The following is a 25,042-nucleotide window of genomic DNA, read 5'->3' as shown; positions in this document are numbered from 1 at the left end:
ACGGGTGGGGGGTATAGCCTCCTCGCGTGAGCACTCCTGACGAGATCGAGCCCGGCTACGTGCACCACCAGCACCGCGACGCCTACCTCAAGCGGCTGCGGCGCATCGAGGGCCAGGCCCGAGGGCTGCAGCGGATGGTCGAGGAGGAGCAGTACTGCATCGACATCCTCACGCAGATCTCCGCGATGACGAAGGCGCTCCAGTCGGTCGCGCTCGGTCTGCTCGACGAGCACATGGCGCACTGCGTCGTCGAGGCCGCCAAGGCCGGCGGACCCGAGGGCGAGGCCAAGCTCAAGGAGGCCGCCGACGCGATCGCGCGGCTCGTCAGGTCCTAGGGCCCCTCGTCCCCGGAGGCGCGGAGCCGCGGAAAGAGGCGGCCGGGGTCCTCGCCCCGCTCGTGGACACGTGACGCCGGGCCCACCACCAGCGGGTCGGGCGTGCCGACGACCTTGAGGTCCTTGGACGGGTAGTCGAACGCCGCCAGCACCACCCGCATCGCCTCGAGCCGTGCGCGGCGCTTGTCGTTGGACTTCACCACCGTCCACGGCGCGTCCCCGGTGTCGGTGTAGAAGAACATCGCCTCCTTGGCCGCGGTGTAGTCGGCCCACTTGTCACGGCTGGCGAGGTCGGTCGGCGACAGCTTCCACTGCTTCACCGGGTCCAGCGACCGGGCGGCGAAGCGGGCCGCCTGCTCGTCGTGGGACACCGAGAACCACAGCTTGAAGAGGTGGATGTCCGCGTGCACCAGCATCCGCTCGAACTCCGGGGCCTCGCGCATGAACCCGAGGTACTGCTGGGGCGAGCAGTAGCCCATCACCCGCTCCACGCCGGCCCGGTTGTACCAGGACCGGTCGAAGAGCACGATCTCCCCGCCGCTGGGCAGGTGCTCGACGTAGCGCTGGAAGTACCACTGCGTGCGCTCGCGCTCGGTCGGCACGCTGAGGGCCACGACCCGCGCGCCACGGGGGTTGAGGTGCTCCATGAAGCGCTTGATCGACCCGCCCTTGCCGGCCGCGTCGCGCCCCTCGAAGAGGATGGCGACCTTCTGGTCGGTCTCCTTGATGTGCGCCTGGAGCTTGAGCAGCTCGATCTGGAGCTTGCGCTTGGTCTTCTCGTAGCGGGCCCGTGACAGCTTGTGCTCGTAGGGGTAGCCCTCGCGCCACGGCGGCAGCCCATCCGGGCCGGGGACGTCGTCGTACTCGTGTCCCTCGCGGAGCAGCGACTGGGAGAGCTCCGCGATCTCGTCGAGCTCCTCGGCGTGGCCCGGACGCCCGACGGGGGCGGGGACCTCGGACACCGCTCCGGGGGTACGTCGCGTGGTCACCGCAGCGCCGCAGGGTCGCCGGCGGTGCCGCCCGGCCCGTCACCGGACGAGCGGTCCAGCGTGAACGTGCGACCGGTGACGACCGTGGGCGTCACGCTGACGACGTCGTACTTCAACGTGGCGACCCAGGGCCGCAGCGGCAGGCCGTCCACCCGGTGCTCCTCGACCTCGTCGAGGACCCGCATCGTGCCGCGAGCCACGACCGACCAGGCGACCTCGTCGCCGAACCAGTCGATCTCGAAGGCGACCTCCGAGTGGAGCGCCGCAGCGAAGAGCTTGTTGCCGGGCGTCGTGCGGAAGAGCAGCTCACCCTGGTCGACGACGTAGTTGAGGGGCACGACGTGGATCTCGTCGACGAGCCGGTAGGCCAACCGACCGATCTCCTCGCTGTCGAGCAGCGACCAGCACTCCTCCGAGCTGAGCTCGCGGACCGGGGACTCGGTGTAGGGCATGACGGCCTCCTCGGGAGCGGGCGGCCGGAGCACCACCCGGACCTCCACGCTAGGTCGGCGGACACCTGCCCGGCAGGGCCGTTGGTCCCCTGGCCGCCGGTCCTTCGTCGGGCGACGACTCAGCGGCCCGTCCAGACCGGCGGCCGCTTCTCGGCGAACGCGGTGGCGCCCTCCTGGGCGTCCTGGGAGCCGAAGACCTCCATGGTCAGCTCGGCCTGCCGGGCCCAGCCCTCCTCGGTCGACCAGTCACGTGCGGAGCGGGCGATCTGCTTGCTCACCGCCACCGCCAGCGGCCCGTTGGCGGCGACCTGGTGGGCCAGCTCGAGGGCACCGTCGAGCGCGCCACCCTTCGCGGTCACGCGGTTGACCAGGCCCAGCTGGGCCGCGCGGGCGGCATCGATCGAGGCGCCGGTCATGAGCATCTCGAGCGCGATCGCCTGCGGGATCCGCTGCGGCAGCAGCAGCGCCGCCCCGGCGGCAGCGACCAGGCCGCGCTTGACCTCGGGCACCCCGAAGCTGGCGTCCTCCGCGGCGACGACCAGGTCGCACGCGAGGGTCAGCTCGAAGCCGCCCGCCACGGCGTAGCCCTCGACCGCGGCGATCAGCGGCTTGCGCGGCGGCCCCTCGGTGAGCCCGCCGAAGCCGCGCCCCTCGACGATCGGCACGTCGCCGGTGAGGAAGCCCTTGAGGTCCATGCCCGCGCAGAACGTGCCGCCGGCGCCGGTGAGCACCGCGACCCGGAGCTCGTCACTGGCCCCGAGCTCGTCGATGGCCGCGGAGATGCCCCGGGCCACCGCGCCGTTGATGGCGTTGCGGGCCTCGGGGCGGTTGATCGTGATGACCTGCACGCCGTCGCGTGCCTCGACCAGGACCTCGGACATGGTGGCGCCTCTCTGAGCGGCTGCGGTGGGTGCCGCCCACCCTAGGACCCCCGCTGCCGCCGAGCAGGCCGTCAGCGCCGCAGCAACCGCGCGGCCTCGGCAGCCCAGTAGGTCAGGATCACGTCGGCGCCGGCGCGCCGGATCGAGCCGAGCGTCTCGAGGATGGCCGGCTCGCGGTCGATCCAGCCGCGGGCGGCAGCGGCCTCGACCATGGAGTACTCACCGGAGATGTTGTAGGCAGCGACGGGCACCGAGACCGCGTCACGGACCCGGCGCAGCACGTCGAGGTAGGCCAGGGCGGGCTTCACCATGACGATGTCGGCGCCCTGCTCGATGTCGAGCAGCGCCTCGCGGACGCCCTCGACGGCGTTGGCGGAGTCCTGCTGGTAGGTGCGCCGGTCGCCCTGGAGCGAGGAGTCGACGGCCTCGCGGAAGGGGCCGTAGAAGGCGGAGGCGTATTTCGCGGAGTAGGCCAGGATCGACACGTCCTGGTGACCGGCGGCGTCGAGCGCGGAGCGGATCACCCCGACCTGGCCGTCCATCATCCCGCTCGGGCCGACCATGTGGACGCCGGCGGCGGCCTGCACGCGGGCCATCTCGGCGTAGGCCGCCAAGGTGGCGTCGTTGTCGACGCGGCCGTCGGGGGTGAGCACGCCGCAGTGGCCGTGGTCGGTGAACTCGTCGAGGCACAGGTCGCTCATGACCGTCAGGGCGTCACCGACCTCGGCGACCGCGTCGACGATCGCGACGTTGAGGATGCCGTCGGGGTCGAGCGCGCCGGAGCCCTCGGCGTCCTTGGTCTCCGGGATGCCGAAGAGCATGACGCCCCCCAGCCCGAGCTCGGCCGCCTCGGCGACGGCAGCGCGCGCCGAGGCGCGGGAGTGCTGCACCACACCCGGCATCGAGGAGATCGGCCGCGGCTCGTCGAGACCCTCACGGACGAAGAGCGGCAGCACCAGCTGGCGCGCCTCGACCGAGGTCTCGGCGACCATGCGGCGCAGCGCCGGAGTGGTGCGCAGGCGGCGCGGCCGCACGACCGGTCCCGACACCTCGGGCCCGCGCACCTCTCCGGAGCCGGGTGTCATCGCGACGAGGTGGCCTTCGTACGACGACCGGACGGCTTGCGCGCGGACGGCTTGGTGACGGGCTCACCGGCCTCGATCATCGCCACGCGGCGCGCTGCACCGAAGTCGGCCAGCGCGTCGGTGAGGACGTCGATGTCGGGCTTGGGCGAGAGCACGTCGACCCGCAGCCCGTGCTCCTCGGCCGTCTTGGCGGTCGCGGGGCCGATGACGGCGATGATCGTCGAGGGGTGCGGCTTGCCGGCGATGCCGACCAGGTTGCGCACGGTCGAGGACGACGTGAACACGACCGCGTCGAACTTGCCGGTCTTGATCGCGTCGCGCGTCGGCGCCGGCGGCGGCGTGGCCCGCACGGTGCGGTAGGCGGTGACGTCGTCGCACTCCCAGCCCAGGTCGACCAGGCCCGCCACGAGGTTCTCCGTGGCGATGTCGGCCCGCGGCAGGAAGACCCGGTTGATCGGGTCGAGCAGGTCGTCGTATTCAGGCCAGTCGGCCAGCAGACCGGCGGCCGACTGCTCGCCCGAGGGCAGCAGGTCGGCGCGCAGGCCCCAGGCGGCGATGGCCTGGGCGGTCTTGTCACCGACCGCGGCGATCTTGAGGCCCGAGAAGGCGCGGGCGTCGAGGCCGTACTCCTCGAACTTCTCGCGCACGGCCTTGACGGCGTTGACGGAGGTGAAGGCGATCCACTCGTAGCGACCCTCGACGAGGCCGCGCACGGCCTTGTCCATCTGGAGCGGGTTGCGCGGCGGCTCGACCGAGATCGTCGGGACCTCCTCGGGCACCGCGCCGTAGCCGCGCAGCCGCGAGGAGAGGGCGCCGGCCTGGTCCTTGGTGCGGGGCACCAGCACGCGCCAGCCGAAGAGCGGCTTGCTCTCGAACCAGGACAGCGTCTCGCGCAGGTTGACGACCTTGCCGACCACGACGATCGCCGGCGGCGCCATGCGGGCGGCGCGGGCGTCGCTCGCGATGTGCTCGAGCGTCGAGGTGACGGTGGACTGCTCGGTGGTGGTGCCGACGCGGGTCATGGCGACCGGGGTCTCCGGCGAGCGACCGGCGAGCATGAGCGCCTTGGCGATGTCCCCGATCTGGCCGACGGCGGAGAGCAGCACCAGGGTGCGGTCGTCGGCGTAGGCCGACCAGTCGACCTTGTCGCCGCAGGTGATCACCGACATCTCGCGGTGGTCCTTGGTGGTCAGCGGGATGCCGGCGTAGGCCGGGACCGCGCCGACGGAGGAGACGCCCGGGACGACCTCGAAGCCGATGCCCGCCTTGGCGACGGCCTGGGCCTCCTCGGGCCCGGAGGCGTAGAGGAACGGGTCGCCGGAGAGCAGGCGGACGACGCGCAGCCCCTTCTTGGCGTGCTTGACGACGACCTTGGCGCGCGCGGCGTGGGTCAGTGGTTGGCCGTCCTCGCCGAAGCCACCGTCGACCAGCTCGGGGCCGGTGACCTCGGGGACGACGTCGCTCTCGCCCTCAGCGGTGTCCTCGGCCTCGACGGGCTCGGGCAGGCCCAGCAGCGTCCGGACCAGGCCGGCGTGCTCGGGCGACTCGGTGACGACCACCTCGGCCTGCTTGATGAGCTCGACGGCTCGCACGGTCAGCAGGTCGGGGTCGCCGGGGCCACTGCCCACGAACGACACCCAGCCACGGGTGGCGGCCTTGGTCGTGCCCTGGGTGCTGCCCTGGGTCGTGCCTGTGGTCTTGCCTCGCGTCATGCGTTCTGCACCTCTGCTGATGGGTCTGTCGGTTGATTCAGTTGTCCTGCACCGTCGGCGAGCATCTCGCCCGCCAGGCGGTTGCCGACGCCGGTGGCGTCAGCGGGGGCGCCGGATGCGGACATCCGAACCGACAGGCCCCCGTCGAGCGAGAGCGCGATCGCCCGCACCCAGATCTCGTCTCCCTCGTCACCCTCCGCGACCTCGGCCAGAGCTCCGATCGGTGCCGAGCAACCACCCTCCAGGGTGGCCAGCACGGCCCTCTCGGCGTCCACGGCCGAGCGGGTGTGCGCGTCCTCGAGACGCGCCAGCTCCTCGGCCAGACCACCCTCCGAGCGGCACTCGATGCCCAGCGCGCCCTGCCCGGGGGCAGGGAGCATCTGGAGCGGGTCGAGCACCTCGGTGGCCTCGTCGAGACGACCGATCCGGGAGAGTCCCGCCCTGGCGAGCACGACCGCGTCGTACTCCCCGGAGCGGACCTTGCTGATCCTGGAGTCGACGTTGCCACGAACGCCCACGACCTCCAAACCGAGGCCGAGGGCGTGCAGCTGGGCGACGCGGCGCGGGGAGCCCGTGCCGACCCGGCTGCCGACGGGCAGCTCGCCGAGGGTGAGGCCGTCGCGGGCGACGACCACGTCGCGCGGGTCCTCGCGCAACGGCACCGCGGCCAGCGTGATGCCCTCGGCGGGATAGGTCGGGAGGTCCTTGAGGGAGTGCACGGCGACGTCGACCTCGCCCGCGAGCAACGCGTCGCGCAGGGCGCTGACGAAGACACCGGTGCCGCCGATGGCCTCGAGGGGCACACCGGAGGCCTGCGTGCGGTCGCCCTCGGTGGAGACCTCGACCAGCACCGCCTCACGCCCGAGCGTGGTGCGGATCATCTCGGCGACGTGGCCGGCCTGGGTGGTCGCCAGCAGGGACGCACGCGTGCCGATGCGGAGGGGAGCACTCATGTGAGGCCCTCCGGACGCGTGACGGCCACGACGGCCTCGGGGTCGAGCGCGAAGAGCTCGGCCAGGGCCGCGGCGTAGGACACCGCTCCCTGCTCGTTGGAGAGCTCCTTGACCCGCACGGTGGGCTCGTGGAGCAGCTTGTCGGCGACGCGGCGCACGGTGTGGAGGATCTCGAGGCGGGCCGACTCGTCGAGCTCGGGTAGCCGACCGACGAGACGGCTCATCTCGGCGTCGACGACCGAGGTCGCCATCGAGCGCAGCGCCACCACGGTGGGCGTGACCTGGGCCTGGCGGCGCGCGGCGAGGAAGGCGGTGACCTCCTGCGTGACGATGGAGCGCACGTCGGAGACCTCGCGGCCGGCGTCGGAGTCCTGGAGCACCTCGGCGAGGTCGGCCAGGCCGATCAGCGTGACGCCCGGGAGGTCGCCCACGGCGGGCTCGATGTCGTGCGGGAGGGCCAGGTCGATGACCGACAGCGGTCGGGCGTCGGGGCGTGCGGTGAGGAGCATGTCGCGCGTGACCAGGACCCCGGTCGCGCCGGTGCAGCTGATGAGGATGTCGGCCCGGGCGATCTCGACGGCGAGGTCGCCCATGGCGCCGGCGCGGACGCCGTACTCGGTCACGAGGCGCTCCACACGACCGACGGTGCGGTTGACGACGGTCACCTCGGCGGGCTCGAGCCGGGCCACCGTCGCGGTGGCCAGCCCGGCCATGGCGCCGGCGCCGACGACCAGCACCCGCTTGCCGGTGACCGGGCCGATGGCGGCCTCGGAGCGCTCGAGCGCGGCGGAGACCAACGAGGGGGCGACGCGGTCGATGTCGGTCTCGGCGCGCGAGCGCTTGCCGACGCGCAGCGCCTGCTGGAAGAGCAGGTTGAGCGCGGAGCCGACCGTGCCCATCTCCTGCCCCAGGCGCAGCGCCTCGCGGGTCTGGCCCAGGATCTGCGCCTCGCCGACGGCCATCGAGTCGAGCCCGGCGGCGACCTGGAAGAGGTGGGAGACAGCACCGTCGTCGTAGTGGACGTAGAGGTGCGGGAGCATCGACTCGGTCGACTCCCCCGCGTGCTCGACGAGCAGTCGGGAGAGCTCCTCGACGCTGCCGTGGAAGCGGTCGACCTCGGTGTAGATCTCGACCCGGTTGCAGGTCGAGATGACCGTGGCCTCGGTGACGTGCTCGCTCGCCGAGGCGTCGTGGATGAGCTTGCTGACCCCGTCGGCGTCGAGCGCGACCCGCTCCAGGAGGGAGACGGGGGCGGAGTTGTGGGAGATTCCGACGACGAGGACGCTCATGCGCTCTGGGCCTTCCGCTGCTCGTGGTAGGCGAGGATCTGCAGCTCGATGGACAGGTCCACCTTGCGCACGTCCACGCCGTCCGGGACCGAGAGGACCGAGGGGGCGAAGTTGAGGATGCTGGTGATGCCGCAGGCGACCATCCGGTCGGCGACGTCCTGGGCGGCCAGGGCGGGAGTGGCGATGACGCCGATGGCGACGCCCTGCTCGGCGACGATCTGCTCGAGGTCGTCGAAGGCCCGCACGTCGACGCCGGCGACGACCTCGTCGTGGCGCTCGGGGTCGGCGTCGAGCAGCGCGACGACGCGGAAGCCGCGGCTGCGGAAGCCGGAGTAGTTGGCCAAGGCATGACCGAGGTTGCCGATGCCGACGATGACGACCGGCCAGTCCTGGGTCACGCCGATCTCGCGGGCGATCTGGTAGCGCAGGTAGTCGACGTCGTAGCCGACCCCGCGGGTGCCGTAGGAGCCGAGGTAGGACAGGTCCTTGCGGAGCTTGGCGCTGTTGACCCCGGCGGCAGCGGCGAGGTCCTCGCTCGAGCACGTCTGCGTGCCGGCCTCGACCAGGGTCGTCAGGGCCCGCAGGTAGACGGGCAGGCGAGCGACCGTCGCCTCGGGAATGTCCCGGGCAGTCTCACTCGTTGTCCGTGCGGTCACTGTCTTCTTTCCAGTCGCACGCCACGATCAGGGAGCCCCGTCCGAGGCCCTCCGGGGGTGCGGCCAGATCACTGTAGGAGTTTGTGAACGGGAGAACAAAACGAGCCGACGCCGCTCAGGCGTCATGGGCTAGCACATGTGAGATGACCCACCCGCAGCGGGTCCGCGACCGACGCCTCCTGCGGCGGTGTGGTCGTCGGTGAGGCGGGCGGGCACGACGCGCTCAGCGCGCGAGAGCCACCCGCAGCCGGGTCGCGTCGACGCGCCAGAAGTCGTGCTGGCGGCCGTCGACGAACGTCACCGGGATCTCCTCGCCGAAGCGGCGGGTGAGCTCGGGGTCGTCGTCGATGGAGACCTCGGTGAACGACTCCCCCAGCTCGGCGCACACGGCCTCGACCACGACGCGCGCGTCGTCGCACAGGTGGCAGCCGGGCCGGCTGTAGAGCGTGACCCGGGGGCTCGTCCCGCTCACTCCAGGATCCCCAGGGCCCGGCGCCGCTCGAGGCCTCGCAGGCGGCCCTTCTGCACCTTGCCCGTGCCGGTGAGCGGGAGGGTGTCGACGACCTCGATGCGGCTGGGCTGCTTGAAGCGGGCGAGGCGCTGCGCGCAGTGGTCGCGTACGGCGGACCCGACGGTCGCCGGGTCGCCTCCGGGTGCCACGACGTAGGCCACGACGGCCTCGCCGGTCACGGCGTCCTGGACGCCGATCACGGCGACCTCGGTGACTCCGGGGACCTCGCCGATGACCTCCTCCACCTCCACGGGATAGACGTTGAAGCCCGACACGATGACCAGCTCCTTGAGACGGTCGACCAGGAAGAGGTCGCCCGAGGCGTCGAGGAAGCCGACGTCCCCGGTCGACCACCAGCCGTCGTCGTCGGGCCCGTCGGCACCGTCGGGCCAGTAGCCGCTGAACAGGTTGGCCCCGCGGACCTGGATCTCGCCGGGGTCGTCGCCGACGGGGATCTCGCCGGCCTCGTCGACGAGCCGGATCTCGATGCCCTCCAGCGCAGCCCCGACCGAGCCGGTCTGCAGCACAGCCGACCGGAGGGTGCTGGTGACCACCGGGGAGGCCTCGGTGAGCCCGTAGCCCTGGTGCACCGCGATGCCGGTGCGCGCCGTGAACTCCTCGATGACCTCGGGCGCCAACGGCGCCGAGCCGCTGAGCACCAGCCGGACCGGGCCGAGGCGCTCCTCGAGCCCCTCGACCGAGCGCCAGTAGGCGAACACCGGCGGCGCGATCGGCACCACGCTGCACGCCTCGTCGTCGATGAGGTCGAGGGTGCCCTGCGGGTCGAAGCGCTCGGCCAGCACCAGCTTGGCGCGGTGCAGCAGCACCCCGCCGAGCACCGCGTTGAGGCCGTAGACGTGGAACATCGGCAGCACCCCGAGCACCACGTCGTCGCCGTGGATCATCGGCGGATCGACGTCGGCGGCCTGCTCGATGTTGGCGATCAGCGCGCGGTGGGTGAGCATCGCGGCGCGCGGGCGGCCCGACGTGCCGCTGGTGTAGAGCAGGGCCGCGAGCTTCTCGGGGTCCTGGAGCGGCGGGACGGCGCGGGCCTTCTCGGCGCGCAGGTGGTCGTAGGAGCGCTCGCCCGGGAGCAGCGTCGCGCCGATGACCACCACCCGCGGCAGGGTCAGCCGCTGGAGCACCGCGGGGTCGATGTCGTCGGCCCCCTCGAGCTCGCCGGACAGCGCACGGTCCAGCAGCGCGACGGCCTCCCGCACCCGGGTCACGGCGTTGCCGTCGGCCACCACCATCCGGGAGCCGGAGTCGGCGATCATCCGGGCGAGCTCGCCGGGGGTCGCGTTGGGGTTGACCGGCACGGCGACGGCCTGGGCGCGCAGGGTGCCGAGATAGGTCGTGATGAACTCGATGCGGTTGCCGACGACGGCCATCACGCGCAGTCCCGCGACGATGCCGGCGGCACCGAGCCCGGTGGCGACCCGACCGACCTCGTCGTCGAGCTGGGCCCACGTGACGCTGCGTCCGCCGGCCTCGACGACCGCGAGGCGGTCGGGACTCTCGGCGGCAGCCGTGGCCACGAGATCAGCGACGTCGCGCGCGACCGGGGACGAGAGCTGGCCAGACATGCGGTGATACTTCCACACCTCGCCGCAGACGCCGGGGCACGTCGTACGACGCCCGCGTCGTCGAGGGCTACCCTGAGCGCGTGTCGCCGCCGGACAAGCACCACAAGCCGCTGAACCTCCAGCAACGCTCGACGCTGGCCGGGGAGGCAGCGGCCGCGGCGGCCGAGGTCGAGAGCGCCCTGCTCACCCCGGCGGACCTCACGTCGGCGGCGTTCTTCGACGTCGACAACACCGTCATGCAGGGCGCGAGCATCTTCCACCTGGCCCGAGGTCTGCACCGACGCGACTTCTTCACGACGCGCGACATCCTCGGGGCCGCGTGGAAGCAGGCCTACTTCCGCGTCGTGGGGGTCGAGGACCCCGAGCACGTCGCCGAGGCCCGCAACTCCGCCCTCAGCTTCATCGCCGGCCACACCGTGGCCGAGCTCGAGGAGCTGGGCGAGGAGATCTTCGACGAGGCCATGGCCCACCGGATCTGGCCCGGCACCCGCGCGCTGGCCCAGATGCACCTCGACCAGGGGCAGCGCGTCTGGCTCGTGACCGCGGCCCCCATCGAGATCGCCACGATCATCGCCCGCCGTCTCGGCCTGACCGGGGCCATGGGCACCGTCTCCGAGCACGTCGACGGCGTCTACACCGGCCGTCTCGTCGGCGACATGCTCCACGGCCCGGCCAAGGCCGTCGCCGTGCAGGCGCTCGCGGAGCGCGAAGGGCTCGACCTGGCCACCTGCTCGGCCTACTCCGACTCCGCCAACGACCTGCCGATGCTCTCGCTGGTGGGCGACCCCGTCGCGATCAACCCCGACCCCCGGTTGCGCGCCCACGCCCGCGCCGCAGGCTGGCGGATCCGCGACTACCGCACCGGTCGCAAGGCCGCGCGGGCCGGCCTGGTCGTCGGCGCCCTCGCCGGCGCCGCGTCGGGCACCGTGGCGGCCGGGGTGGCGTTCCGCAAGCGCCGCTGAACCGCCCTGGACGCCCGGGCCGCCCGGACGTCGACAGATTCAGGCCTATCCGGAGCCATTCGGGCATGACCCACGGAGCGCCCGGGCACAGCCGCACACGATCACGCCTTCCGGGCCCTGTGGTCTGGACCGGACAACCCCGGATTTGTTCCCCGCCGGTAGCCAACTGGCCTACGATCGGAAGACAGGGCGCCGGGGGGCACGCCTCAGCGGGGAGGGTCTCTCATCAGCATGCCGTCGAACGGTCGTGACACGCAGCGCGGGCTGGATGCCCTGCGCGAGCTCGTCGCGCGCCTGATCCTGGTCGAGCAGCCACTGCTCGCGGGGGGCGCGCAGGTCCTGAGCGCCGAGGCACTGGCTGACGACAGCCACCACCCGCTCGGCGGAGGAGCCGGCCTGGGATCGGGCGGCGGAGCCTACGGCGACGCCGACCTCGCGACGTCCTCGGAGGAGGACGAGGCCGAGCGCACCCGTCTCATCGCCCTCGTCGAGCTGGCCCGCAAGGGTGACGCCGACGCCTTCGGCCTCCTCTACGACCACTACCAGTCCTCGGTCTACCGCTTCCTCTTCTACCGCACCCGCTCCTCGACCCTGGCCGAGGACCTCACCTCGGAGACGTTCTTCCGGGCGCTGCGGAGCATGACCAACTTCCGGTGGCAGGGCAAGGACTTCGGCGCCTGGCTCATGACCATCGCCCGCAACCTCGCGACCGACCACTTCAAGGCCGGGCGCACCCGCCTCGAGCTGACCACCGAGGACATGGGGGCGCACGACGACACCACCGAGGGGCCGGAGATGGCCGTCCTCGCCGGCCTCACCAACGAGATCCTGCTCAAGGCGCTCACCGAGCTCCCCGAGGAGCAGCGCGACTGCCTGGTCATGCGCTTCCTGCAGGGCATGAGCATCGCCGAGACCGCGGCCGTCCTGGGTCGCAGCGACGGCGCCGTCAAGCAGCTCCAGCTCCGCGGGGTCCGCAACCTCGCCAAGCTGATGCCCGACGGGATCAGGGGGTGATCGCGGTGTCCGGATTTGTTCCCGCAGGGACCGTGTCGCTGGCCACGTATTTGCATCAGCCCGCCCGCGTAACTTCCGTGGTCGACCCGTCGTTGAGCCCGATGTCAGCACCTCTTACCTCGCTGGCACGACCCGCACCCAGCACGACCACAGGATGGACCCGATGACACCCGCATTCACGGCGCGACGACGCGCCGAGGAGTTCAACTCCCTGGTCGAGAGCGCCTCGACCAGCGAGCTGACCGATGCGCGCTACGTCGACGTCCTCGAGCTCGTCGAGGCGATGCGGCAGGTCACCCCGGTCCGGGCGCGGCCGGCCTTCGTCGCCGACCTGCGTGAGCGGCTGATGATCGCCGCCGAGACCGCCTTGGCCCCCTCGACCGACGCCGAGCTCAAGGCGCGCCTGACCGTCGCCCCCCGCCGCACGCCGCGCGAGCGCCGCATCGCCGTCGCCATGGGCGGCTTCGCCATCGTCGGCGCCACCACCTCGATGGCCGTGGCCGCCCAGACCGCGCTGCCCGGCGACACCCTCTACCCGCTCAAGCGGGCCCTCGAGAACGCCCAGGCGGGCGTGCAGGTCGACGAGGGCGACAAGGGCTCGACGCTGCTGGCCAACGCCTCCGGGCGACTGGAGGAGGTCGACGAGCTCAGCCGCGAGAAGCGCGACAGCGCCACGCTGGCCATCGCCGAGACCCTCCAGGCGTTCACGACGCAGGCGACCGAGGCCTCCGACCTGTTGCTCGCCTCCTACGAGTCGACCGGTCAAGAGGCGGACATCTCGGAGCTGCGCACCTTCGCGTCCGACAGCATGACCGCGCTCCAGGAGCTCGAGGGCCTCGTGCCGGAGGGTGCCCGCAGCGCGCTCGTCCAGGCCGCCCAGGTCCTCACCCAGATCGACCAGCAGGCCGTCGCCCTGTGCCCCAACTGCGTCGTCAAGGGTCTGACCGAGATCCCCGAGTTCGTGCTCAACGGCGTCGGCGACCTGCTCGCCAGCGTCACGGGCGGCTCGCCGACCCCGACGAGCGGCACCTCCGGCTCCGGCTCCGGCTCTGGCGAGGGCAAGCCCGGACGGGGCGGCAACCGCGGCGACGGTCAGACGACCGGGCCGCCCGCTGCCCAGCCCACCAAGCCGCCCGTCGTCGAGCAGCCGGGCACGCCCGAGCCGAGCGAGGCCCCGGCGGGCGAGGACGACAACCCCGTCACCGACCTGACCGAGGGCCTGACCGGTGGTGGCTCCGCGCCCTCACCGTCGGTGCCGGCCGACCAGCCCGACCTCGGCGAGGTCCTCGAGGACACCGTCGACGGTGTGATCGGTCTGCTCGACTGACGTCGCTGCCCTAGACGCGCCCCTGGTCCCACGGATCGGGGGCGTCGTTGCGTCGGTGGCCCGCGAGGCGTCGGCGAGGCGTCGGCGAGGCGCCGGCGCCGGCGCCATCAGCGGAAGACGGACTGGCGCTGCATCAGCAGCGAGTAGAGCGTCTGCTGGATGGTCTCGCGGACCTGGTCGGTCACGTTGAAGACCAGCATCGGGTCGTCGCTGGCCGCGCCGTCGTAGTCGTCGGTGCGGATCGGCTCGCCGAACTCCAGCAACCACTTGGACGGCAGCGGCACCAGGCCGAGCGGGCCGAGCAGCGGGAAGAACGGCGTGATCGGGATGTAGGGCACCCCGAGGATGCGCGCCAGACCGGGGATGTTGCCGACCAGCGGGTAGATCTCCTCGGCTCCGACCACCGCGAGGGGCACGATCGGGACGCCGGTGCGCAGCGCGGCCGACACGAAGCCGCCGCGACCGAAGCGCTGGAGCTTGTAGCGGTCGGCGTAGGGCTTGCCGATGCCCTTGAAGCCCTCGGGCCAGACGCCCACGAGCTCGCCGCCGCGCAGCATCCTCTCGGCGTCCTCGCTGCACGCCAGCGTGGCTCCGCCCTTGCGGGCCAGGCTGCTGACGAGCGGCATCGAGAAGACCAGGTCGGCCCCGAGAGGACGGAGGAATCGACCGGTGTGGTCGTGGATCGAGACCATCGTCATGAGCCCGTCGACCGGGATCGTGCCGGAGTGGTTGGAGACGACCAGCGCACCCCCGTCGGCGGGGATGTTGTCGATGCCGCGGACCTCGATGCGGAACCACTTCTCCGCGATCGGTCGCAGCGCCGCCATGAAGAAGCGCTGGGTGACCTCCTGGTCGAAGCCGTATTCGTCCACGACGTAGTCGCCGGTCACGCGGCGGCGCAGGAAGGCCAGGAAGCGGGCCAGCTGGGGCTCCCACTGCTCACCGAAGACCTCGCGGGCGGCGTGCTGGAAGGCGGCGAGCCAGTCCTTGCTGGGGATGCCGCCCAGGGGGTGGCGGCTCTTGGTGGTCGCGGGCGAGACCAGCGGCGCCGTGGCGGTGCTGGCCTCCTCGATGACGGGCGTGCTCTCGATGACCGGGGTCTCCGAGCGGGTCGCCGTCGGGTCGGTCTCGATGACCGGCTTGCCGGCGGCGTCGAGCAGCGGGTCGACGGTGTCGGCGGGCTTCTCGGTCGGGGCCGCGCGCCGGGGCGGGCTCGCCTTCGTGGCGGCCGGCTTGGGCTTGGCACCGGGAGCCAGGCTGCGCGCGGCGCTGCTCGGCTGCTTGCCGGTGCCGCGGCCCGGTCGGCCGCGGGTCCCGATGGGGATGATCTCGGCGTCACCCACGGCGGACTCCTCCCGGGCCGATCTCGACGAGGCCGGACGCCTCGGAGGCTCCGCCCCTGGTGGAGCCCGGCTCGGGCAGCTGGCGCGCGATCCCGGCGATCACCCGCTCGGAGCGGCCGCCGGTCGTCGGGAGGCTCTTGCCGAAGTCGGCGAAGGCCTCCGCGGTGGTGAAGCGCGGCTCGAAGCCGAGCACCTGGCGCATCCGGGTCGTGTCGACGCCCCGACCGTAGGTGAGGAAGGAGAGCTGCTCGGGCGAGAAGTCGGCGACCCGCGCCGAGCGGAGGAACGACCCGACGTTGCCGACCGCGAAGCCGGGCATCGGGACGGTCGGCCGCTGGAGGCGTCGCGCAGCCTGCGAGAGCATCAGGATCCCGTCACCGGCGATGTTGAAGGTGCCGTGCACGTCGGCGTTGACGCTGTGGCGCAGCACGCCGAGCAGGTCGTGCTGGTGGAGGAACTGCAGGCGGGCGTCGTAGCCCAGGACCGTCGGCAGGACCGGGAGCCGGAAGTAGGACGTGATCGGGCTCAGGACCTGGGGACCGATGACGTTGGCGGCGCGCAGCAGCGTGACGCGGACGTCGGGACGGCGCCGGGCGAAACCGCGGACGTAGCCCTCGATCTCCGCGACGTCCTTGGCGTAGCCGGCGCGCGGAGCGCGGCGCGGCTCCATGTCCTCGGTGAACATCGCGGGGTCGCGGTTGCTCGCGCCGTAGACCGTCGTCGTCGACTTCACGATCAGGTGTCGCAGCCCGGGTGCCTTCTGGCAGGCCGCGAGCAGCTGCATCGTGCCGATGACGTTGAGCTCTTTCATCGTGTTGCGACCACCGGCGCTGCCGGGGGTCGAGATGACGCTCATGTGGACGACGGTGTCGACGTCCTCCTTGGCGATGACCTTGGCGATGACCGGGTTGCGGATGTCGGCGCGCACGAACGAGACGTCGCCCATGTCCCCGCGAGGGGGGACGACGTCCACGCCGATCACCCGGGAGACCCCGGGCTCGAGGGCGACGGCGCGCGCGAACTTGCGTCCGAGGTCTCGAGAGACCCCGGTCACGAGCACGACCTTGCCGCCGCCTGCCATCAGCCCGCCGTTCCGTAGGTCAGATCCCCGACGACCGGCTTACTTGCCGAGCTTGCGACGCTGCACGCGCGTCTTCTTGAGCAGCTTGCGGTGCTTCTTCTTCGCCATACGCTTGCGTCGCTTCTTGATGACAGAACCCACGGATATACCTCTCCAAACTGCATCGGGTGCTCCAGGAAGTGCCTGGAGGACCCCACCACCCTATCCGTGGATGGTCAGCGTCGAAGAATCCGGTCGGGTGAGGTCCACCATAGGGACCCCGACGGCGGCCCAGCCGAGCACTCAGCCGGCGTCGTAGAAGCTGTTGCGCAGGTAGTTGTTCACGTCCTCCTCGAGCACGCGGAAGGATCGGCCCACGCGCAGCGCGGGCAGGTCACCTCCGTGCACGAGGCGGTAGACCGTCATCTTGGAGACCCGCATCATCGCGGCGACCTCGGCAATGGTCAGGAACTTGGACTCGGACAGATCACCGGTCGTGTTCGTTGCCATGGCGCACCTAACTTTCTGTTGCGCACGGCATCGGCTTCCCCACCGATGTTCACACGGGCGCGTCGTGGTGAGAATAGGGCCAGATGTGACTCGTGGGGAAGAGATTCACCAATGGAACTTCTGAGGCGTCGGCGTGTCGGCTTGACGAGCCCTCAGGGTTGGGGGTCCAGGCCGTGCAGCGGGAAGGCCTCCATGCGCGTCGCGTGGATCGCCCGGTCGAGCCAGGTGTCGGGGTCGTAGCCCTCCTCCCAGCGTCGGTAGGCCGGTGTGCGGCCGTCGGTCAACCGGTGCGGGGCGCCGCGTCCGAGCTGCTCGCGGACGTGCTCGCGCCAGCCTCCCGGTGTCTCCAGGAGCGGGTCGAGGGGACGGCCGCCGACGATCGAGAGCAGGTGGGTCCAGGCCCGGGGCACGACCTCGACGAGCGCGTAGCCGCCGCCACCCGTGACGACCCACTTGCCGTCGGCCACCTCGTGCGCCAGCTCATGCAGCGCGAGGTAGGCCGCGCGCTGCCCGTCGACGCTGAGCATCAGGTGCGCCAGCGGGTCGTCGGCGTGGGAGTCGCAGCCGTGCTGGGTCACGAGGACGTCGGGGTCGAACTCGCGCAGGAGCGCGGGTACGACGGCGTGGAAGGCGCGCAGCCAGCCCGCGTCGCTGGTGCCGGGCGGGAGGGCGACGTTGACCGCCGTGCCCTGCGCGTCAGGGCCGCCCAGGTCGACCGGGAAGCCGGTGCCGGGAAAGAGCATCTGACCGGTCTCGTGCAGGGAGATGGTGAGCACGCGCGGGTCGTCCCAGAAGATCTTCTCGACGCCGTCGCCGTGGTGGACGTCGACGTCGACGTAGGCCACGCGCTCGGCGCCCTGGTCGAGGAGCCACTGGATGCCGACCGCGAGGTCGTTGTAGATGCAGAAGCCGCTCGCCCGGTCGCGCATCGCGTGGTGCAGGCCACCGGTGATGTTGGCGCTGTGCAGCGACTCCCCGCTCCACACCTGACGGAACGCCTCGTGGCTCGCGCCCACGACATGGGCCGAGGCCTCGTGCATGCCGAGGAAGACGGGGTTGTCGTCGGTGCCGAGCCCGAAGTGCTCCTCGCCGGGCCCGGGGTTGTGCCCCATCCGCTTCACGGCCTCGATCAGCTGCTCGCCGTGGATCGTGGCGAGGAGGTCGTCGCGGGCCATGGGGGCATCGACGATGCGCAGGTGGTGGTCGAACACCCCGACCTCGCGGGCCAGGCGCATGGTGAGGTCGACCCGGATCGGCGACATGGGGTGCTCGGGCCCGAAGTTGTACTGCGTCAGGCTCTCGTCGAACACCACCGTCGCCGGACCCTCACACTCCGCCGCGGTGCTCATGGGTGCAACCTACTGGTCGAGCGGCCTCGCGCCGTGGCATGCTCGCCCCGTGCACACGACCCGTCCGACCCAGTGGTGGCCCGCCTGACCCGGCGGACCACCTCGTGTTGCACCCACACATCGGCCGCCTGCGGGCGGCCGATCGTCATTTCCGGGCACTCCTCCGGGCGGCGGCACTCCTGCGGGCCCACCTCCAGGAGAGCTCCTCATGACCACCACCTCCCTCGCCCGCACCCCCCTCGCCCGCACCACCCGGCGGCTGTCGTTGCTCAAGCCGACCGGCCACCTGACGCTCGGCAACCTGCTCGGCGCGCTGCGCCCGATGGCGGCCGCACAGCAGGAGGCCGACTGCTTCTACGGCATCGCCGACCTGCACTCCCTCACCGTCCCCCACGACCCGGCCCGACTGCGGGTGCTGGTGCGCGAGCAGGCGACGCTGCTGCTCGCCGTCGGCCTCGACGCCAGCACCCTCTTCGTCCAGAGCCGGGTGCCGACGCATGCCCAGCTGGGCTACCTGCTCGAGTGCGTCGCGACGACCGGCGAGCTCAACCGGATGATCCAGTTCAAGGAGAAGGGCCGCGGCGTCGCCTCGACCCGCGTCTCGCTCTACACCTACCCGGCCCTGATGGCGGCCGACATCCTGCTCTACCGGCCCACCCAGGTGCCTGTCGGCGACGACCAGCGCCAGCACGTCGAGCTCACCCGCGACCTGGCCATGCGCTTCAACACGACCTACGGCCACGTCTTCACCGTCCCCGAGATCACGGTCCCGCCGTCCGGCGCACGCGTGATGGACCTCGCCGACCCGACGAGCAAGATGGGCAAGACCGGAGGTCGGTCGGACGGGGCGGGAGTGATCCACCTGCTCGACTCCCCCGACGTCGTAGGGCGCAAGGTCGCGCGCGCGGTCACCGACAGCGACACCGGTCCCTCCTCCGTGCGGGTCGATCGTGGCCGGAAGCCGGGCGTCACCAACCTGCTCGAGATCCTGGCCGTGTGCGGTGGCTCGCCTGACGGCGTGACGACCTACGGCGCGCTCAAGAAGGCCGTCACCGACGCCGCCGTCGCGACCCTGGAGCCGATCCAGGCCTCCTACGCCGACCTCGCCGCCGACCCGGCGCACGTCAGCTCGGTCTTCGCCGCCGGCGCCGAGCGGTGCGTCTCGGTCACGACCCCCGTCCTCGCTGCCGCTCAGGCGGCGATGGGGCTGTGATGGTGGCAGGGGCGAACGGCCGGTCCCGGGGTCAGGGCGTCCAGGACCACGCCTGGGCGGGTTGGTCCTCCGGGCCCGCGCCCACAGGGTCGACGCCGCCGACCACCACGACCCGGCCGTCGACCAGGACCGCGGACGCACCGTCACCGACCGCAGCGTCGGGCTTCGGCGGGACGCGCGTCCAGGTCTCGGCACGGTCGTCGTAGACGAAGCCCCAGCCGAGCAGGAGCGGGCCGTCGGCGGCGACGAGGGACCAGCCGTCGCCGCCCGCCGACGTCGGCGGGTCGGGCAGCGGGGCCCACTCGCGGGTCGCGGGGTCGAGGCGGCCGCCGTAAGGGATCGTCGTCCCGGCCGGGCTCTCGCCGCCCTGGAGGTCGAGCTCCACCAGGCGCTCCCCGGTCCAGTGCCGGAAGGGATTGGTCTGGTCGGTCGACCCCTCGGTCCACCTCGAGCCGTCCCAAAGTTGGACCGTCGACGTCAGCAGGACGTCTCGCGGCGACGTGCGGCCCGAGACGGCCACTCCCGTCGACGTCGCGACCGCCACCGCGTCGAAGAGCGGTGTCGGCATCGCCGGCAGCTCCGACCACGTCCCCGCCGCGAGGTCGAGCACCTGCACGCGGCCCTGGCGGCTCAGCGCGTAGACCTCGCCACCACGAGACGAGATCGAGCCGCTGTCTCGGGTGGGCACGGGCGGGTCGGGCACCCGGGTCCAGGCGTCGTCGCCGGCGTCGTAGGCCCACCAGCGCCCGTCGCCGAAGACGACCATCGTGTCGCCGACCATCGTGGTGCGGAAGTAGTAGCCCATCCCCACCGGCGCCTCCGCGATCACCCGCCAGGTGCCGGCCTCGACGTCGTACGCAGCGCCGTCGCTCGCCACGGTCGGCACCCGGTCGCAGTCGGCGTTGGCCGGGCACGGCTCGGGGTCACCGCCGACGAAGACCACCTCCTCGCCCGTCCAGCCCACCAGCGGCATCGACCGGGCGGGGACCGGCGCGTCCGGGAGCCGCTCCCAGGCGCCCTGACCCTTGACCGGTGGCGCGGGGTCGGGCGCCGGGGAGCGGCCGGCGTCGCCGCCCAGGGCAACGACGGACACCGACACCACGACACCCGCGGCCGCCACCCCGGCCAGCACCGCGCGCCGACGGCGTCGTCGCAGCCGAGCCCCGTCGGCGCGGACGGCCGCCAGGTCCCCGGTTCGTACGTCGATCCGGTCGAGGCCGTCGCGCAGCGAGCGACCGAGTCGTTCCTCGAGCTCCATCAGTGCTCTCCTCCGGCTCGTGCATCGGTCTGCCTGGTTGCGTCGCCGAGCAGGCGCCGCAGCGTGGCCAGGGCCGCGGACGACTGGGACTTCACGGTGCCCGGGCGGATCCCGAGCGTCTCGGCGATCTGCCGCTCGCTCAGGTCCTCGTAGTAGCGCAGCACCACGACGGCCCGCTGGCGCGGTGGCAGGGTGGCGATCGCGGCCCACACCTCGTCGCGCTCGAGCAGCGCGTCCTCGACCGCTGATCCCGCGACCGCGACGGCCGCGGAGACGGGCTCCGGCATCGCCCGCACGGTCGTCTCGCGGCGTACGGCGGCCTTGCGCTGCTGGGCGAGCGCGGCGTGGAGGGCGATCGTGCGGACGTAGGCGATCGGCTCGTCGGCGCGGCTGACGCGCGACCACGCGGCGTACGCCTTGGCGAAGGCGGTCTGCAGCGCATCCTCGGCGAGCTGGCGGTCGCCGATGACGCCGTAGGTGGTGCGCAGCAGGCGTGGCCAGGCGACGGCGAAGAACTCGTCGAAGTCGGTCACTCCCCCAGGATGCCGACAGGAGCCGGTTCGGTTCGGTCGACGCCTCACTTGAACATGTTCAAAACTTGGTCTAGCGTCAGAACCTCGAACTGAACACGTTCAAAACGCTTACCCACGCATTCAGGAGAGCCCCATGGACTGGACCGTCACCACCTACTTCACCTACCTCGCCGTCAGCGTGCCGTTGATCGTCTGGGTCGCCACGACGCTCGCCCACAACGGCAAGGTCTTCCTCGCCGACGTCTTCGCCGGCAACGACGAGCTCGCCGGGGCGGTCAACAAGCTGCTGGTCGTCGGCTTCTACCTGCTCAACCTGGGCTTCGTCAGCCTCTACCTGCGCATCAGCGACCCGGTCGCCGACCTCGGCGGGCTGCTGGAGACGCTCAGCGTCAAGATCGGCGTCGTCACGCTGACGCTCGGCGTGCTGCACTTCCTCAACGTCTACGTCTTCAACGCGATCCGCCGTCGCAGCCGGATGGAGGCGCTGCGCTCCGCCCCCGTCGCGCCGCAGGGCCAGCTGCCGCACCCGAGCCAGTACGCCGCCCCCTTCCCGGCCCCCGGTCGCTGAGGTCGGCCGGCCATGCAGCAGCTGACCGTCCTCTACGACGCGCGGTGCCCGCTGTGCTCGCGCTTCCGCGACTGGCTGGAGGGGCAGGCCCTGCTGGTGCCCGTCCGCCTGGTCGCAGCCGGGTCGCCGGAGGCCCGCCACTTCTTCCCCACGCTCGACCACGCCCGGACGCTCCAGGAGATCACCGTGGTCGGCGACGACGGGTCGATCTGGACCCAGGAGCACGCGTGGGTGATGGCACTGTGGGCCACCCGGGCCCACCGCGGGCTGGCCGAGCGGCTCGCCCGCCCGCAGTGGCTCCCGCTGGCCCGCGGCGCTGCGACGTCCGCCGCCGGGCTGCGTCACCTCCTGCACGCCCGAGGGGGTGACTACCCTGATCGCTGTGTCGCAGCAGCCAGCCCTCTCCCCCAAGGCTGAGCAGACCCGCCAGGCCATCGCCGAGGCCGCGATGCGGCTCTTCAGGCGCGACGGCTACGACAAGACGACCATGCGGGCCATCGCCCAGGAGGCCGGCGTCTCGGTCGGCAACGCCTACTACTACTTCGCCTCCAAGGACACCCTGATCCAGGCGTTCTACGACGGCATCCAGACCGAGCACGCGGCGCGGGCCGCGCGGGCACTCGCCACGGAGACGACCTTCGCCGGCCGGCTCCACGGCGTGCTCCGGGCCTGGTTGGAGGTCGCCGCGCCGGACCACGAGTTCGCCGGGCAGTTCTTCCGCAACGCCGCCGAGCCGACCAGCCCCCTGTCGCCGTTCAGCGAGGAGTCAGCGGCGGCCCGCGAGGCGAGCATCCGCCTCTACCGCCAGGTCGTCGAGGGCTCCGACCTCAAGCTCGCGCCGGCGCTGCGTGCCGAGCTGCCCGACCTGCTGTGGCTGATGCAGATGGGCGTCGTGCTCTTCTGGGTGCACGACGACAGCGCCGGCCAGGCCCGCAGCCACGCGCTGGTGGAGAAGGTCGTGCCCATGGTCGACCGGATCGCCCGGCTCTCGCGCCTCCCGGTCGTGCGCGGGCTCGTCGACGACCTGCTCGAGCTGATGGTGGCGCTCCGCTCGGTCTGACCCGTCAGCCGAGTCGGCGCGATGTTGCACGCCGCACGCCGAGTCGGCGCGATGTTGCAGGCCGTACGCCGAGTCGGCGCGATGTTGCAGGCCGGGTGCTGTCCGCTTCATCAAGGGATGCAGGCCAACCGGCCCACACGCTGCAACATTTCGCCGACTCGGCCCACCGGCGACGACATTGCGCCGACTCGGCCCACCGGCGACGACCACGCGCCGGCTCGGCGGAGGGTCAGCGACCCATGAACGCCGCGACGACGCGACCGAGCTCCTCACCGGAGTCCTCCTGGAGGAAGTGGCCGGCGCCCTCGATCGTCGGGTGCTCGAGCCCCGCGGCGCCGGGCACGAGCTTGCGCAGGATGGGCGCCATCGCGCCGGTGATCGGGTCGCCGTCGCTGAAGGGCGTGAGGAACGGCTTGTCCCACGCGGTCAGCACCTCCCACGCCGCCCGGTTGGCCTCGGTCGCCGGGTCGTCGGGACGGGTCGGCACGAGGGTGGGCATGACGCGGGGGCCGGCCTTGGCCTCCTCGACCGGGTACGGCGCGTCGTAGGCCAGGCGGTCGGCCTCGGCGAGGCCGCGCAGGCAGCCCGCCTCGACGAAGCGGCCGATGTCGAGCGTCGGGGCGCTCTCGACCGCGCGGCGGAACTGCCACCAGATCTCGGGCATGTCGAAGTCGCCGGTCGGCAGGCCGGTGTTGGCCGCGACGACGGCCGCGAAGCGGTCGGGGTGCTCGGCGACGAGCCGCAGCCCGATCAGCCCGCCCCAGTCCTGCCCGACGAGCGTGACGTCGCGCAGGTCGAGCTCGTCCAGGACGAGGGATCGCACCCACTCCACGTGCCGGGCGAAGCTGTGGTCACTCGTCGCCAGCGGCTTGTCCGAGCGACCGAAGCCGACCAGGTCGGGCGCGACGACGCGCACACCGGCGTCGACGAGCACCCGGATGACGTCGCGGTAGAGGTAGGACCAGGTCGGCTCGCCGTGCAGCAGCAGCGCGACCGGTCCGTCGGCGGGTCCGGCCTCGACCCACGCCATGCGCAGCGTGCCGCCGTCCTGGTCGGGCACGTCGGCGTAGGACGGCGGCCACGAGAAGGACTCGAGGCCGGCGAAGCGCTCGTCGGGGGTGCGGTAGGTCTCCATGGCGGCAGTCTGGCAGCGCCACCCCGAGCGGGCGAGGGGTCAGCGGCGGGCGTCCCGCTCCGCGAGCGCCTTCAAGGTGAGCAGCTGCTTGCGCATCATCACCAGGTCGCCCCAGGCGAGCGCGCGAGCCCAGAGCCAACCACCCGGACCCCGCTCCCGCGCGACCATGCGGGCGACCAGCCGGGAGGTGCCTGCGGCGGCCGGCTGCACGGCGTACGTCACGGACACGGGGCCGACCATCCGGCTGACCAGCGACGGTCGGGTGACGCCCGTCCACTGGCGCCCCGGGTCGACGGAGACCACGTCGAAGATGATGAGCATCGACTGCCCGACCCGCAGGCCCTCGGCGCCCGGCGTGAGCTCGCGCGGACTGCGCCGGCCCAGGTTGTCGACGAGGTCGTAGGAGTAGGGCGCGACGGCCATCTGGCAGACCCAGCGCCAGGTCAGCTCGGGCGGCGCGGCGACCGTCACCGCACGCGTCATCGGGTAGGCCGGCTGCTCGACGAGCGAGTCGGCCGGGTGGTCGCGCAGCAGGTCGTCGGCGTCGGCACCCCAGGCGGCGGGCAGGCGGCCGGCCACTACTTCTTCTGTCGTCGGCTGCCGGCGTGCCAGTCCTCGGCCACGCCCACCTGGTCGGGCTCGACGCCCAGGGCGCGCAGCTGCGGGAGCTCGCGCAGGCTGCGCTTGAGCTCGGCGAAGCCGGCGAACGTCGCGAGGCCCACGACGTGGTCCCACAGACGCAGGGCGTCCTCGTCGGAGGGCAGCCGGCTGATCACCGGGCCGAAGAACGCCGCACCCTCGGGCGGCGCGATGTGCAGGATCGGGGTGCCGACGTCCTTGCCGGTGAGCGCGAGCGCCTCGTCGGTCTCGGCCTGCAGCTGCGCGTCGCGCGAGGTGTCGTCGAGGTGACGGGCCAGGTCGGCGGGCAGCCCTGCGGCGGCCAGCGCCTCGGCGAGCACCTCGGCGGTGCGCGACGGGTCGTTGCTGCCGCCCTCGGCGACCGACCGGTCGAAGACCAGGCCCCCGAGCGCCTCGTAGTAGCGCGCGACGCCGTCGTTGCCGTGCCCGTCACGCACGTGGGCGGCCACGCGCAGCAGCCTCAGGCCGGCGGTGTGGCCGGCGTCGTAACCCTCGGGGAAGTGGCTGGCGTAGTCGACGTGGGCGTTGAGCAGGCGCAACGAGATGAAGCGCCACTCCACGTCGTAGGAGCGCTGGGCCTGCACCTGGCGCACCCAGCGGCTGGTCATCCAGGCGAAGGGGC

28 protein-coding genes are annotated in these 25,042 nt (G+C 72.3%); 8 read left to right on the top strand and 20 right to left on the bottom strand.

Features of this window, described 5'->3' with window-relative positions; translation table 11 throughout:
- Window positions 1–26: 26 nt before the first annotated feature.
- A complete protein-coding gene (locus tag AAG827_RS12295) occupies window positions 27–335 on the top strand; it encodes a metal-sensitive transcriptional regulator (RefSeq protein WP_341926302.1) in 309 nt (102 codons plus the stop codon).
- Here AAG827_RS12295 and ppk2 read toward each other — a convergent pair.
- The 10 genes from ppk2 to AAG827_RS12245 all read right to left on the bottom strand — a co-directional run bounded on the left by ppk2 (window position 332) and on the right by AAG827_RS12245 (window position 10,449).
- Window positions 332–1,240, bottom strand: coding sequence for a polyphosphate kinase 2 (gene ppk2, locus AAG827_RS12290; protein ID WP_341926320.1), 909 nt, complete (start codon window positions 1,238–1,240; stop codon window positions 332–334). The genes AAG827_RS12295 and ppk2 overlap by 4 nt on opposite strands.
- A gap of 80 nt (window positions 1,241–1,320) precedes the next feature.
- Window positions 1,321–1,776 carry a pyridoxamine 5'-phosphate oxidase family protein gene (locus AAG827_RS12285; protein WP_341926301.1) on the bottom strand — a complete coding sequence of 152 codons (456 nt, stop codon included), beginning with the start codon at window positions 1,774–1,776 and terminating at the stop codon, window positions 1,321–1,323.
- Between the two features lie 119 nt (window positions 1,777–1,895).
- Window positions 1,896–2,657 carry a crotonase/enoyl-CoA hydratase family protein gene (locus AAG827_RS12280; protein WP_341926300.1) on the bottom strand — a complete coding sequence of 254 codons (762 nt, stop codon included), beginning with the start codon at window positions 2,655–2,657 and terminating at the stop codon, window positions 1,896–1,898.
- 71 nt (window positions 2,658–2,728) lie between these two features.
- Window positions 2,729–3,742 carry a porphobilinogen synthase gene (hemB, locus tag AAG827_RS12275; protein WP_341926299.1) on the bottom strand — a complete coding sequence of 338 codons (1,014 nt, stop codon included), beginning with the start codon at window positions 3,740–3,742 and terminating at the stop codon, window positions 2,729–2,731.
- Window positions 3,739–5,454, bottom strand: a complete 1,716-nt coding sequence (locus AAG827_RS12270) for a uroporphyrinogen-III synthase (protein WP_341926298.1) — start codon at window positions 5,452–5,454, stop codon at window positions 3,739–3,741. The genes hemB and AAG827_RS12270 overlap by 4 nt, the downstream gene beginning before the upstream one ends.
- Window positions 5,451–6,407, bottom strand: coding sequence for a hydroxymethylbilane synthase (hemC, locus tag AAG827_RS12265; protein ID WP_341926297.1), 957 nt, complete (start codon window positions 6,405–6,407; stop codon window positions 5,451–5,453). Before hemC ends, AAG827_RS12270 begins: the two co-directional genes overlap by 4 nt.
- Window positions 6,404–7,696 (bottom strand): glutamyl-tRNA reductase, encoded by a 1,293-nt coding sequence (locus AAG827_RS12260; protein WP_341926296.1) that lies wholly within the window; start codon window positions 7,694–7,696, stop codon window positions 6,404–6,406. The genes hemC and AAG827_RS12260 overlap by 4 nt, the downstream gene beginning before the upstream one ends.
- Entirely contained in the window at window positions 7,693–8,352 is a 660-nt protein-coding gene (locus AAG827_RS12255; protein WP_309650289.1) for a redox-sensing transcriptional repressor Rex, read from the bottom strand. Before AAG827_RS12255 ends, AAG827_RS12260 begins: the two co-directional genes overlap by 4 nt.
- Before the next feature lie 223 nt (window positions 8,353–8,575).
- Window positions 8,576–8,824, bottom strand: a complete 249-nt coding sequence (locus AAG827_RS12250) for a glutaredoxin family protein (RefSeq protein WP_341926295.1) — start codon at window positions 8,822–8,824, stop codon at window positions 8,576–8,578.
- Window positions 8,821–10,449 carry an AMP-binding protein gene (locus AAG827_RS12245; protein WP_341926293.1) on the bottom strand — a complete coding sequence of 543 codons (1,629 nt, stop codon included), beginning with the start codon at window positions 10,447–10,449 and terminating at the stop codon, window positions 8,821–8,823. Before AAG827_RS12245 ends, AAG827_RS12250 begins: the two co-directional genes overlap by 4 nt.
- An 80-nt stretch (window positions 10,450–10,529) precedes the next feature.
- On the opposite strand from AAG827_RS12245, the gene AAG827_RS12240 reads away from it, so the two are divergent.
- The 3 genes from AAG827_RS12240 (at window position 10,530) to AAG827_RS12230 (ending at window position 13,752) form a co-directional block, all read left to right on the top strand.
- Window positions 10,530–11,411, top strand: coding sequence for an HAD-IB family hydrolase (locus AAG827_RS12240; RefSeq protein ID WP_341926292.1), 882 nt, complete (start codon window positions 10,530–10,532; stop codon window positions 11,409–11,411).
- Window positions 11,412–11,642: 231 nt separating this feature from the next.
- Window positions 11,643–12,425 (top strand): sigma-70 family RNA polymerase sigma factor, encoded by a 783-nt coding sequence (locus AAG827_RS12235; RefSeq protein ID WP_341926291.1) that lies wholly within the window; start codon window positions 11,643–11,645, stop codon window positions 12,423–12,425.
- A 163-nt stretch (window positions 12,426–12,588) separates the two neighbouring features.
- The gene (locus AAG827_RS12230) at window positions 12,589–13,752 is read left to right on the top strand and encodes a DUF5667 domain-containing protein (RefSeq protein WP_341926290.1); all 1,164 of its coding nucleotides are present in this window, start codon (window positions 12,589–12,591) and stop codon (window positions 13,750–13,752) included.
- A gap of 107 nt (window positions 13,753–13,859) precedes the next feature.
- Here AAG827_RS12230 and AAG827_RS12225 read toward each other — a convergent pair whose 3' ends face one another.
- The 5 genes from AAG827_RS12225 to AAG827_RS12205 all read right to left on the bottom strand — a co-directional run bounded on the left by AAG827_RS12225 (window position 13,860) and on the right by AAG827_RS12205 (window position 18,014).
- Window positions 13,860–15,095, bottom strand: a complete 1,236-nt coding sequence (locus tag AAG827_RS12225; RefSeq protein ID WP_341926289.1) for a 1-acyl-sn-glycerol-3-phosphate acyltransferase — start codon at window positions 15,093–15,095, stop codon at window positions 13,860–13,862.
- A complete protein-coding gene (locus AAG827_RS12220) occupies window positions 15,088–16,176 on the bottom strand; it encodes an NAD-dependent epimerase/dehydratase family protein (protein ID WP_341926288.1) in 1,089 nt (362 codons plus the stop codon). Before AAG827_RS12220 ends, AAG827_RS12225 begins: the two co-directional genes overlap by 8 nt.
- Window positions 16,177–16,215: 39 nt before the next feature.
- Window positions 16,216–16,317: an AURKAIP1/COX24 domain-containing protein gene (locus AAG827_RS12215; RefSeq protein WP_008356322.1), complete on the bottom strand. Its 102-nt coding sequence runs from the start codon at window positions 16,315–16,317 to the stop codon at window positions 16,216–16,218.
- A gap of 141 nt (window positions 16,318–16,458) precedes the next feature.
- Window positions 16,459–16,665 (bottom strand): helix-turn-helix domain-containing protein, encoded by a 207-nt coding sequence (locus AAG827_RS12210; protein WP_341926277.1) that lies wholly within the window; start codon window positions 16,663–16,665, stop codon window positions 16,459–16,461.
- Between the two features lie 152 nt (window positions 16,666–16,817).
- Window positions 16,818–18,014 (bottom strand): acetoin utilization protein AcuC, encoded by a 1,197-nt coding sequence (locus AAG827_RS12205; protein WP_341926275.1) that lies wholly within the window; start codon window positions 18,012–18,014, stop codon window positions 16,818–16,820.
- Window positions 18,015–18,222: 208 nt separating this feature from the next.
- Between AAG827_RS12205 and trpS the strand changes: the two genes are divergently transcribed.
- Window positions 18,223–19,227, top strand: a complete 1,005-nt coding sequence (trpS, locus tag AAG827_RS12200; RefSeq protein WP_341926274.1) for a tryptophan--tRNA ligase — start codon at window positions 18,223–18,225, stop codon at window positions 19,225–19,227.
- A 31-nt stretch (window positions 19,228–19,258) separates the two neighbouring features.
- Here trpS and AAG827_RS12195 read toward each other — a convergent pair whose 3' ends face one another.
- Both AAG827_RS12195 and AAG827_RS12190 read right to left on the bottom strand, forming a co-directional pair.
- On the bottom strand, window positions 19,259–20,485 hold the full coding sequence (locus AAG827_RS12195; RefSeq protein ID WP_341926273.1) for a hypothetical protein: 1,227 nt from the start codon (window positions 20,483–20,485) through the stop codon (window positions 19,259–19,261).
- On the bottom strand, window positions 20,485–21,018 hold the full coding sequence (locus AAG827_RS12190) for a SigE family RNA polymerase sigma factor (RefSeq protein WP_341926272.1): 534 nt from the start codon (window positions 21,016–21,018) through the stop codon (window positions 20,485–20,487). Before AAG827_RS12190 ends, AAG827_RS12195 begins: the two co-directional genes overlap by 1 nt.
- Before the next feature lie 133 nt (window positions 21,019–21,151).
- Here AAG827_RS12190 and AAG827_RS12185 point away from each other — a divergent pair, with 133 nt between their 5' ends.
- From AAG827_RS12185 to AAG827_RS12175, 3 genes are read left to right on the top strand one after another with little or no spacing between them, the layout of a single operon-like run.
- The gene (locus tag AAG827_RS12185; RefSeq protein ID WP_341926271.1) at window positions 21,152–21,586 is read left to right on the top strand and encodes a hypothetical protein; all 435 of its coding nucleotides are present in this window, start codon (window positions 21,152–21,154) and stop codon (window positions 21,584–21,586) included.
- A gap of 12 nt (window positions 21,587–21,598) precedes the next feature.
- The gene (locus AAG827_RS12180; protein ID WP_341926270.1) at window positions 21,599–22,003 is read left to right on the top strand and encodes a DCC1-like thiol-disulfide oxidoreductase family protein; all 405 of its coding nucleotides are present in this window, start codon (window positions 21,599–21,601) and stop codon (window positions 22,001–22,003) included.
- A complete protein-coding gene (locus AAG827_RS12175; RefSeq protein WP_341926269.1) occupies window positions 21,969–22,646 on the top strand; it encodes a TetR family transcriptional regulator in 678 nt (225 codons plus the stop codon). The genes AAG827_RS12180 and AAG827_RS12175 overlap by 35 nt, the downstream gene beginning before the upstream one ends.
- A 229-nt stretch (window positions 22,647–22,875) precedes the next feature.
- Here AAG827_RS12175 and AAG827_RS12170 read toward each other — a convergent pair whose 3' ends face one another.
- The 3 genes from AAG827_RS12170 to AAG827_RS12160 form a co-directional block, all read right to left on the bottom strand.
- Window positions 22,876–23,781 (bottom strand): haloalkane dehalogenase, encoded by a 906-nt coding sequence (locus AAG827_RS12170; protein ID WP_341926268.1) that lies wholly within the window; start codon window positions 23,779–23,781, stop codon window positions 22,876–22,878.
- A 39-nt stretch (window positions 23,782–23,820) separates the two neighbouring features.
- Entirely contained in the window at window positions 23,821–24,360 is a 540-nt protein-coding gene (locus AAG827_RS12165; RefSeq protein WP_341926267.1) for a hypothetical protein, read from the bottom strand.
- A partial coding sequence (locus tag AAG827_RS12160) for a hypothetical protein (RefSeq protein ID WP_341926266.1) occupies window positions 24,360–25,042 on the bottom strand: 683 nt, incomplete at its 5' end. The genes AAG827_RS12160 and AAG827_RS12165, both read right to left, overlap by 1 nt.

The sequence above is a fragment of the Nocardioides psychrotolerans genome, assembly GCF_943371775.1.
In the GTDB taxonomy this organism is placed as follows: Bacteria; Actinomycetota; Actinomycetes; order Propionibacteriales; family Nocardioidaceae; genus Nocardioides; species Nocardioides psychrotolerans_A.
Note: the sequence above shows the minus strand (reverse complement) of the source record. Positions and strands in the feature narration are given on the sequence as shown.

What these genes read in the sequence shown, in the direction of transcription:
- AAG827_RS12285 (WP_341926301.1), bottom strand. Translation starts at nt 1,776, where the DNA reads ATGCCCTACACCGAGTCCCCGGTCCGCGAGCTCAGCTCGGAGGAGTGC.
- AAG827_RS12280 (WP_341926300.1), bottom strand. Translation starts at nt 2,657, where the DNA reads ATGTCCGAGGTCCTGGTCGAGGCACGCGACGGCGTGCAGGTCATCACG.
- hemB (WP_341926299.1), bottom strand. Translation starts at nt 3,742, where the DNA reads ATGACACCCGGCTCCGGAGAGGTGCGCGGGCCCGAGGTGTCGGGACCG.
- AAG827_RS12270 (WP_341926298.1), bottom strand. Translation starts at nt 5,454, where the DNA reads ATGACGCGAGGCAAGACCACAGGCACGACCCAGGGCAGCACCCAGGGC.
- hemC (WP_341926297.1), bottom strand. Translation starts at nt 6,407, where the DNA reads ATGAGTGCTCCCCTCCGCATCGGCACGCGTGCGTCCCTGCTGGCGACC.
- AAG827_RS12260 (WP_341926296.1), bottom strand. Translation starts at nt 7,696, where the DNA reads ATGAGCGTCCTCGTCGTCGGAATCTCCCACAACTCCGCCCCCGTCTCC.
- AAG827_RS12245 (WP_341926293.1), bottom strand. Translation starts at nt 10,449, where the DNA reads ATGTCTGGCCAGCTCTCGTCCCCGGTCGCGCGCGACGTCGCTGATCTC.
- AAG827_RS12235 (WP_341926291.1), top strand. Translation starts at nt 11,643, where the DNA reads ATGCCGTCGAACGGTCGTGACACGCAGCGCGGGCTGGATGCCCTGCGC.
- AAG827_RS12230 (WP_341926290.1), top strand. Translation starts at nt 12,589, where the DNA reads ATGACACCCGCATTCACGGCGCGACGACGCGCCGAGGAGTTCAACTCC.
- AAG827_RS12220 (WP_341926288.1), bottom strand. Translation starts at nt 16,176, where the DNA reads ATGGCAGGCGGCGGCAAGGTCGTGCTCGTGACCGGGGTCTCTCGAGAC.
- AAG827_RS12210 (WP_341926277.1), bottom strand. Translation starts at nt 16,665, where the DNA reads ATGGCAACGAACACGACCGGTGATCTGTCCGAGTCCAAGTTCCTGACC.
- AAG827_RS12205 (WP_341926275.1), bottom strand. Translation starts at nt 18,014, where the DNA reads ATGAGCACCGCGGCGGAGTGTGAGGGTCCGGCGACGGTGGTGTTCGAC.
- trpS (WP_341926274.1), top strand. Translation starts at nt 18,223, where the DNA reads ATGACCACCACCTCCCTCGCCCGCACCCCCCTCGCCCGCACCACCCGG.
- AAG827_RS12195 (WP_341926273.1), bottom strand. Translation starts at nt 20,485, where the DNA reads ATGGAGCTCGAGGAACGACTCGGTCGCTCGCTGCGCGACGGCCTCGAC.
- AAG827_RS12185 (WP_341926271.1), top strand. Translation starts at nt 21,152, where the DNA reads ATGGACTGGACCGTCACCACCTACTTCACCTACCTCGCCGTCAGCGTG.
- AAG827_RS12180 (WP_341926270.1), top strand. Translation starts at nt 21,599, where the DNA reads ATGCAGCAGCTGACCGTCCTCTACGACGCGCGGTGCCCGCTGTGCTCG.
- AAG827_RS12170 (WP_341926268.1), bottom strand. Translation starts at nt 23,781, where the DNA reads ATGGAGACCTACCGCACCCCCGACGAGCGCTTCGCCGGCCTCGAGTCC.